Below are 5,789 nucleotides of genomic sequence, written 5' to 3'. Positions count from 1 at the left end.
AGCTTGACCTGACCACAGAGGGCTACGCTGTTGTTGTAGTTGTCCCGGTTCGCCTTATGGACGTCGGGGCCGCTTATCCCTGGCGGCGGCCGCGGGATCGACGTGTCCCGGAACATCCACATCTTGGTGGTCCAGCCGTTGTCGCTGCCGGCGACAGGGTCGAACACCAGGGACGGCGCCTGTAGCGCCAGGGCGCCGGAGATATCGTTGAGATCCTGGGCGCAGACCTGCATGGCCGTCAGCGCCCGCAGGACGGTCGCGAATTTGAGCAGCGTCTCCCGATCCGGCGTGGTCGAGCCCTGCTGCGGGGACACGGTGTAGTCCCCGGCCGAGACGATGGCATCGGCGGTCTTCGACCAGGCGTAGTCGGCGAGGCCAGTGCCCGAGGCGGCCAGCCAGATGACGGCCAGCTGGATGATGCTCATCCCGCCCTTGACCGGAAACAGCAGGATCCCGGCGGCCGCCATGCGGCCCATCGTCCGGAATGGGTGGACGCCGCGGCCGCCGACCTGGCCGGAGGTCGCGCTCTCGGCCGAGCCCTCGAGGAAGCTCAGCGTCCCGAGGATCACGGCGAAGATGATGACGGCAAGGTTGAGGGTGCTGAACACCGTGCCGAGGATCGACCCCGGCGTCTCGAAATCCCCGTTGCCATAGAACATCCAGCTCGCAGCACCGCCGCTGAGCTGGTCGAGGAAGCCGACCCCGAACGGGCCCTCGCGCGGCGTGAACAAGCCGGTGGTGTTGTCCAAGATGCTACTCCGTCGCTGCGAGGGCGCTGGCGACCGTCGCGGTCTCCAGCTGGTCGAGCTGCGTCTCCAGGCGGGTCAGGTCGAGCAGCACGGCGTCGAGCCGCGCCTCCTCCTGGTCGAGGCCCCGCGGGCCGAGGGTGACGAGGCCGAGGCGCCAATCCTGATTCTGCGGGCCGGCGCCGTAGCGGGCGATCACCCAGGCCAGCGAATCCAGCACCGACGTCTTTCCGGGTTCGGCCTCGGATGCCGCCCTGACGGCCGACAGGGTCCTGACCAGCGGCCCGCGCAGCGCCCGAAGGCGGTTGGCGTCGATCACCGCGGCGGCCAGCACCGTTCCGCTGCCGCCCCGTTCGCTGACATTCGGGGGTGGCACGCCGGCGATGGCGGCGATGGTCCGATCCTTCACCGCTGACGGAGTGGTTGGATCCAGCAGCGCCGCGGCCGTCTGGTTCGGGGTCCAACTGGTCAGCCGCGTCCGCGTGGCGTCGGCAAGGGCAGCGTCGGGTCGGATGCTGTCGATGCCGGCGCTTCCGCCGAGCATCTGGGCCCGCACGTCGAGAGCGGTGATGGCGTCTCCCATGGCGGCTGCCTTCATCGCCGTGTTGCACGGGTCGAGCGCCTGGCCCGCGGGCCCGTAATTCTCGATCACCTCCGACAGGGCCTGACGGCGCTGGATCTCGGACGCGGCCGCCGCAAAGGCCTGTCCTGCAGCCCGGGTTGTGGTCGCATTGCGATCGCCGTCCAAGGCTTTCTGCTTGGTCAGCACCCCGATGATCGACGTCAGAATCTGGGCGTTCAGCGCCTGCTGGGTCGAGACCGCGGCGCCCAGGCCGTCGACCCCCGAATTCAGCTCGCTCTGCGCGGCACTGTGCCCAGCCCGCCATTCGGGATCTGTCACGAACTTACATGCGGCCCAGCTCGTCGCCGGCATCACCGCCGCCGCGAGCACGCCGACCAGCAGGATCCTGAGCTTCATTGCCCACCTCCATTGATGCCGACACCGGCATCGATCCGGATTGCGGCGTCGGCCGCCACCGCCGTCAGCCGGCGGAGCCGGCGGTCCAGCCGATCCGCCATCAGGGCGGCCTTGGCGGCCTTGATGGCGATGGTGTCCAGCTGCGTTCCCCGGGCGTCGCCGGCGGCCATCGTCGCGCTCCACGCCATGCCGCCGTCGGTGCCGGACCAGTGGCTGGCGATCGCATCCATGGGCGAGGGGGCGGCAACCGCGACCATCGCCTCGAGCGCGGCCGAACGCCGGGCATCGGCCTGGCGCTGCGCGACCAGGCGGGATGCCTCTCCGGCGCTGCTGGCATCGCCCGGGACCTCCGGCGGTCCCATCACGAAGTCGAGCCATCGTGCCGCCTTGGCCTGGTCGCCCGACAACAGGTCGTCGGGGCTCGGAATGGTGCTGACGTCGTGATATCGCGCGAACCAGGCATCCCGGGCCGCCGTGGTGCGATCCGCGCCTTGGCGGTTGGCCGGGGCATCGCGCAGAGTCTGCCGGTACTGCGGCAGCGCGCCGAAGCCCTGCGAGGCGGTGCTGGCCAGCGTCACCAGCTGGCACGGCTCATATCCGATCGCCTGATATCGCTCCGTCCGCTCCTTCAGGGCCAGCGCCTGCCATTGGGCATTCATCACCCCCGCGCCTGCCTGCAGGCTCTTGGTCAGCGCGGTGTTGCCGGCGTCGGAGGACAGGTTCTCCTGCCGGTTCAGGACCGCGAGAGCCGAGCTCAACTCCTGCTGCTCGGCGATGGCCTGGGCCAGCAGCCTGGATTGGACGCTGGCGATGGTCCCGGAAACCGACGAAGCGAGGTCGGCGGTGCGGTCGTTGACGCGTTCCTCGACGCCGGCGCAGGAGGCGCCGAGCGCGGGCCCGGAGATCGCCGCCCCGAACACCGCGCCGAGCAACAGCTTGTGCAGCGAGGCCATCACTGGACCTCCGTGGAGCCGGTGATGGCGTACCGAGCCGCCATCACCCGTGCGGCTCGGCGCAGCTCACCCGCACGGCGAGCCTCGTCGGTCGCTGCGTTGGAAGGTGCCGTGACCGGCGGAAGAGGCATACCGACCGACAGCAGGGCCGCCTGCGTGCCTCCCTGCGGTTCGTCGCCGTCGTCGAGCCGGCGCATCGGGTCGATGCCGCCGGCGAGGCGGACAGCGTCCGTCGTCGCCAGGCCACCCGCGGCGATCTGTGCATCCGATCCGCCGCGGTAGTAGGCCCGCCCGGCCGACACCTCGGGACACGTCCGCGACGTCGTTGCGTATTCGCGAGCGACATCCGCCTTCGCGATCGCGAGGGTCTGGGATTCGATGGCGCTGGTCGCCGACTCCATCGTCTTTCGCGCCTGCGTCGAACGCTGTTCCTCGGTCAGGCCCGTCTGCCGCGCCAGCGTGGCGATGCCGCCGAGCAGCCCGTTGATGGCGACAATCCGTGTCCCCATCGCAGCCTCGGTTGCGGCCTGGGCGCGCGCGGCCGTGCTGCCGAGCAGAACCATGCCCGTCACGGCGAAGATCAGGACCATGCGCATGTGCCATCTCCCGACGGGCGCCCGCGGGCGCGGAATAGGTGCGGTCTCGATCCGTTTCCCGGGACTCTCGTGAAGAGCCATGGGTCTCTCCTTCCTCCCGCCAGGGACGGATCTTGGTGTTCTTGGCCGGACCGCGCGGCCGCATGGAGGGCGGGAGGAATTCATCAGCTGCACTGCCCCAGGAAGGAGCAGCGCAGGCGTTTCTCTTCATCAGAGGCCCCGCTCGACGTCAGCGGCGACGAGGGCGTCGCTGTCGGGGTGGGGGAGGGGGCCTGCTGCTGAAAATTCTGGATGGTCGGCGGCGTGAAGCTGACCGACTGAGGGATGATCGAATTCTTCGGGGCGCCGTAGGAGCCGAGACCGGCAAGATTGATCCGGCTCAGCCCGGACCGGTTCGTGACGCGATCGAGCGCGTCCTGCACGGCCTGGTCGGGGCTCACCACCTGATTCATGACGCTCCGCATGCCGCCGACGGCATTGCCGAGCTGGTCGTTCAGCACGTCGCAAGCCTTCTGCTTGGCCGCGTCGAGCACATTGTCGCCGATCGACTGCGCCAGCTGCTGCACCAGGCCGAGCGGATCCGGAATGATCCCCGAGATGTCGAAGGTCCGGAGCAGGCTGGAATCGATGCAGCTCTTGGCGCCGCTGAAGAAGTCCGCCGGGTTGACCTTCAGGCTGTCCAGCATCGCGACCTCGCGCTGCAGGGCCGCATCCGCCGCCTTAGAGACGGGGCACTGCACCTGTCCCCAGGCCGTGCCGCTGAGGAAGGCAGTCGCCAGGGCCGCGGCGATGCAATAGCCGGTGATCTTCATGGTTTTGGATCCTCTGGGGATGCGTCGCCGGCAGCGCCGCCGGTGCGGCCGTCCTCGCGATCGATGTCGCCGAGCACGCGCATGGCCCACAGCAGGCCGCTGCGCCGCTCGTTGTCCATGCGCTGGGCCTCGAGCTGCAGCTCCTTGTTGGCGATGATGGCCCGTTCGATCGCAAGCCGTTTGCGATCGGACATGGCCACGCCTTCGAGATTCCAGCTGTCGCTGGACTGGGCCGAGCCCTCGACGATGGGCGGCACGCCCGGCTCGGCGGTGTCCGGCACGCCGGGCTGGACCGGCTGCATGTTGGTGTAGGCACTGCCGGTGATGGCCGAAACGTCGTAGCCGACGCCGTAGGCGAAGTATTGGCAGACGGAGACACCATTGCCATCGACCGCCGGCGACGTCCCCTTGCCCGCCTTCGGCGCAAGGCAGCCGCCTCGCACGAATGCCTGAATTCGACCGATGCCGAACTGCATGCCGAAGGCGATGGCGGAATCGTCGATGACGAAGGTCTTGCCGCCATAGGAGACCTGTTGCCCCCGCAACTGGTCGGCATATCCGGCGACCTGCGACCAACTGGTGCGGTGGTAGGTCAGGAAGGCCTGCACCTGGCCGGAGCGGTCCTGCAGGAACTGTTCCCGGGTCCCGCTGTAGAGCTGTTCGAAGGTGCCGGGACAGGCCTGGAAGAAGCCGACGCAACCTGGTGGATTGATCGGGGGGCTGTTGTTGGAGGTCCAGCCGCCCTCGGCCGCGGACAACCGGGCCGCGAACGGCGCCAGGCTCTCCGGGAGCCCGGCGGCGATCAGCTCGGATTGCGGCACCCCGGCCCGGGCCGGGAGCGTGGTTGCTCCCATGCCGGCCAGGACGAGCGCCAGGGCGGCCGATCGATTCACCGCAGCCCGCTCCGATCCAGCTTGACCGGCCCCTGCGGCTCGGCGCCGCCGGGATCAGTCGCCGGTCCCGCTGGCTGCTGACCGCTCCAGCCCGGCGCCCCGGCGTCCAGCTCGCTGAGGTCGCTCCTCACCCGATAGACCATCGGGGCATCGCGCCCGCTGCCCGCCATCGTGCCGAACCGGGCATAGTCGTCGAACAGCAGGACGTCCTCCTGGCCCGGCCGGCGCAGCACGATGCGGGTCGGGCATTCCGCGTTGCAGCCGATCTCCTGCAGGCGCGAGACGAGAACCTCGCCGCCGGGGACTGCCGCCTTCCCGACCCGGACATCCGCGGATGCCACCCAGGTCGCCCGCTTCAGCTCATCCCGGGTCCAGATGCCGTTGGGGTCGCCGTCGAACACCGGCTTGTCCTTCAGGGTGATGTCGACCCACGGGGCCGGATCTGCCGCCCACCCGCTCCCACACATCATCAGAGTGCAGACGAGGACTGACGCAACGCGCGCAAAGTTATGGTTGCGATCCAAGAGTATTCTCCTGTCGTTAAATGATGAATATCCCGGCGACGGCTATGGATATCCCGTATCGAGAACATGAGTTCTCAATTTCAGCGATATCGACAATTGCCGATCGCTGGAGGGCTATTTGCCTTCCTTCAGGTATTTTGGGGATGTGTGCGATTTCCACTTGTAGCGTCGCATTGCGTTAGGCATATCGCAAGAGGAAATCTTGCGGTGGACGAAAAATGTTCGCTTCTTTCAAGCACTTCCAGATCCCGCTTCTAAGGCTGGCAGGTCGAACGTCAGGACGGCG

Annotated in this window: 7 protein-coding genes; all 7 read right to left on the bottom strand. The window is 68.4% G+C overall.

What is annotated here, in order from left to right; translation table 11 throughout:
• The coding region (locus AC3XYG_RS08080; RefSeq protein ID WP_489139301.1) for a hypothetical protein at positions 1 to 749 on the bottom strand (749 nt) is incomplete at its 3' end.
• A 4-nt stretch (positions 750 to 753) separates the two neighbouring features.
• The gene (locus AC3XYG_RS08075) at positions 754 to 1,725 is read right to left on the bottom strand and encodes a hypothetical protein (RefSeq protein ID WP_489139300.1); all 972 of its coding nucleotides are present in this window, start codon (positions 1,723 to 1,725) and stop codon (positions 754 to 756) included.
• Positions 1,722 to 2,678, bottom strand: a complete 957-nt coding sequence (locus AC3XYG_RS08070; protein ID WP_489139299.1) for a hypothetical protein — start codon at positions 2,676 to 2,678, stop codon at positions 1,722 to 1,724. Before AC3XYG_RS08070 ends, AC3XYG_RS08075 begins: the two co-directional genes overlap by 4 nt.
• Positions 2,678 to 3,274, bottom strand: coding sequence for a hypothetical protein (locus tag AC3XYG_RS08065; protein ID WP_489139298.1), 597 nt, complete (start codon positions 3,272 to 3,274; stop codon positions 2,678 to 2,680). The genes AC3XYG_RS08070 and AC3XYG_RS08065 overlap by 1 nt, the downstream gene beginning before the upstream one ends.
• 164 nt (positions 3,275 to 3,438) lie before the next feature.
• Positions 3,439 to 4,086 (bottom strand): hypothetical protein, encoded by a 648-nt coding sequence (locus AC3XYG_RS08060; RefSeq protein ID WP_489139297.1) that lies wholly within the window; start codon positions 4,084 to 4,086, stop codon positions 3,439 to 3,441.
• Positions 4,083 to 4,979, bottom strand: a complete 897-nt coding sequence (locus tag AC3XYG_RS08055; protein WP_489139296.1) for a hypothetical protein — start codon at positions 4,977 to 4,979, stop codon at positions 4,083 to 4,085. Before AC3XYG_RS08055 ends, AC3XYG_RS08060 begins: the two co-directional genes overlap by 4 nt.
• Complete coding sequence (locus AC3XYG_RS08050; RefSeq protein ID WP_489139295.1) at positions 4,976 to 5,380, bottom strand: hypothetical protein; 405 nt, start codon at positions 5,378 to 5,380, stop codon at positions 4,976 to 4,978. Before AC3XYG_RS08050 ends, AC3XYG_RS08055 begins: the two co-directional genes overlap by 4 nt.
• Positions 5,381 to 5,789: the final 409 nt, after the last annotated feature.

It is taken from the genome of Inquilinus sp., assembly GCF_057815775.1.
Note: the sequence above shows the minus strand (reverse complement) of the source record. Positions and strands in the feature narration are given on the sequence as shown.

Excerpts from the sequence above, each read along its gene's own strand:
- AC3XYG_RS08075 (WP_489139300.1), bottom strand. The coding sequence starts at position 1,725 with ATGAAGCTCAGGATCCTGCTGGTCGGCGTGCTCGCGGCGGCGGTGATG.
- AC3XYG_RS08070 (WP_489139299.1), bottom strand. The coding sequence starts at position 2,678 with ATGGCCTCGCTGCACAAGCTGTTGCTCGGCGCGGTGTTCGGGGCGGCG.
- AC3XYG_RS08065 (WP_489139298.1), bottom strand. The coding sequence starts at position 3,274 with ATGCGCATGGTCCTGATCTTCGCCGTGACGGGCATGGTTCTGCTCGGC.
- AC3XYG_RS08060 (WP_489139297.1), bottom strand. The coding sequence starts at position 4,086 with ATGAAGATCACCGGCTATTGCATCGCCGCGGCCCTGGCGACTGCCTTC.